Annotated in this window: 1 protein-coding gene and 1 other RNA gene; one reads left to right on the forward strand and one right to left on the reverse strand. The window is 58.5% G+C overall.

What is annotated here, in order from left to right; translation table 11 throughout:
* A partial coding sequence (locus ACW81B_RS06265; protein WP_491579359.1) for a tyrosine-type recombinase/integrase occupies positions 1–1,284 on the forward strand: 1,284 nt, incomplete at its 5' end.
* 70 nt (positions 1,285–1,354) lie between these two features.
* On the opposite strand, the gene ssrA is transcribed toward ACW81B_RS06265, so the two are convergent.
* Positions 1,355–1,705, reverse strand: a transfer-messenger RNA (tmRNA) gene (ssrA, locus tag ACW81B_RS06270).
* Positions 1,706–2,625: the final 920 nt, after the last annotated feature.

Genomic DNA, 2,625 nt, shown 5'->3' on the forward strand with positions numbered 1-2,625 from the left:
AAGAAGGCCAATCGTTGGCTAGAAACCGATCGAGTCGGAAACGTGACGTTGTACCGCACGGCGCGTAGCCCGTATTGGTGGATGTACTGGACGGAGGCGACCGCACGCGGCGATGACCTGAAGCGTACCGGCCGGCCACGCGAGTTCATCAAGAGCACGCGCGAGACGGACCAGCGGCTTGCCCGAGTCATCGCAGCTCAAAAGAACGAGGCGCTCTTCGCTCAGCAACGCTATCCGGATTTGGAGAAGCCGGCCAATGTGCCTGTTTTGTTCAGGCCACTGATTGCTGAGTTCGTCGAATACCTCGAAAAGCTCGGCCGCTGCCACGAGCACATCCGCAAGCTTGACAGCCGCTTGACGTGCCTCGCTGACTGGATGAAGGCACGTCGCCTGACGAAGTTGCAGGACATTACCCCGCTGCTTCTTCAGCGGTTTTCGGTTTACCTGCAGGACGAGCGAAAGCTCACGAATGCAACGGTGAATCACTACGTGACGGCGATCCACAACTTCTACGGCTTCGCCGCGTTCAAGCGTCAGCTTGTAAGTGGCACGAACCCGGCGAAGACGGGACGCCAAGCCGTGCTCGACAAGCTCCCGACACGGAGTCTACCGCCACCGACGATCTATCCCGACCAAATCAACGCCGTCATCGAGAAGGCGCTGGAGGCCGGGGACTCTCAGATCGTCAACTTGGTTGTGTTCGTGTGCGAAGGCGGATTCCGGTTCCAGGAACTCCAGTTCTTGCAGGTCGGCGACATCGACTTGGAGGAGCGGGAGATTGTGTTGGACGTGAAGCGGCCCGAGCCGTCTCGTGTCCGGCCGGAACTGCGGCGGCGATGCATGACGTCCGAGGGATACTGGATGCCCAAGAGTGTCGCGGGCCGCCGGGTGGTCCACATCACGGACCGCTTGGCGAAAGTGATTGCGTCCATGGGGCTCGGCGAAGGCACAGACTGGGTCTTCATGAACCAGGCCGGCAGCCAGATCGCGGAGAACAAGACGCTATTCAGACTGAAGCGTCACGCGCTCAAAGCTGGCGTTCTTGTAGAGCCGCATCCGAAAACGGGCAAGCCATGGTCACTGCTTCGGTGGCATTGGCTGCGCCACTATCACCGGACTCGAGCTCACGTGAGCAAGATTCGGCGCGAGGTGTCGAAGCTGGCCATGGGTCACGCGGCCGATGGCATCCACGACCACTATCGGGGCGTGGATGCATTCGCCTTCCACGAGGAATACGCGAAGTTCGACAGCGGCCTCGATGACGACCTGATCGGGACATGTTAGGGCTTTGGCAGCCCATTTCATCGGGTACTCGATTTTTCGAGTCGTAAGTCTTTTTTATAAAACGACTTACAAATGGAGGCGGGGGGAATCGAACCCCCGTCCCGAGACGGATCCAAGCGTGCGTCTACGTGCATAGCCGATCAATTGAATCTCGGGTTGGCTGACGCCGGTCGGCAGGCTTCAGCCTTCCCCAGCCCGACTGTTGCTTCGCGGACGCCCCGTCGGGCATTTGGCACCCACTAGCCTGCTGGCTTCGCTACGCGGAATAGCAGGCGTTTCCCACGCAACGGGCTACCTATTTAGGCAGCCATGGCATACGAGTAGTTGCCATATAAGGTTTCGCCAGGTGTTTTACGAGGCCTCCTGACAACCTCGGCACGCAACACACCGTTCACTCGCCCGGTCGAATCCAATCGCCCCCATGGCGATATTCAAAAGCCGCATTGCCACGTCATACTCCGCATCATCCTGGCGCGACGCCGGGGACGAGGAAGTTAATTGACCCGTACAAACTCCGTCTTCCGCAAAACCTCCTCCTCCGGCAGGCCGCAAGTGGTGTGAGTCCGAAGTCCGGGGCATTAGCTTAATCGCAGCGTTTCTCGAATATGTCGTTGCATTCGAGAAGGTTCAGATGCGAGCGACGGCAAATATCGCACTGCATAATGCCTCAACAGAATAAATCACACCACCAGTGCTCTGTCACAGCTTAAGTTTGGGGTTCACGAAGTCCGCTCCCTCACGGTCGCGGCTTTGATCAGACAAACGCAACCCTAAGTTTTAGCTGTGACAAAGCACTAGGAGCAGTCCTTCCTGCCTTTCTGTACCACAAAACGACAGGCCCAATACTGCTAACAGCCCGTTGAACACCGGCGCGCTTTCTGGATCCTCGCTCTTCGAGGTTCTACGGCCGCCACAGGGGGCAGCCGCCCTTCTTCAACGACGGCGAAGGTTCTTGCCAGAAAATCAAAGCAACTGCACCTCGCAACAGCATCCATGCGGCTCGATTCGGCGTAGCATTCGCTGAGGAACCAGTTGATTCCTGACCGCAGGCTGCACTCGCGACGACTCGACGGCACTTGTGGGAAATCGTCAAACACGCCTCGATACAATGCTACGCCGAGCCGACTACGATGAATCGGTACATCATGAGTATATCGTGCAAGGCGATCGAAGGTCAACCATGCATCGCCAATAGCGGAGAGTACACGGTGCATGACAGTATCTGCGGCGTTCATTGTACGCCCGTAGCGTCGGCCCCCGGGGGCCGACGTAGAACGCCGGGGCATGTTCGCACTTCTACGGCCGCCACGGGGGGCGGCCGCTACTGCATCCACGCCGCTA

The sequence above is a fragment of the Thiogranum sp. genome (assembly GCF_058323355.1).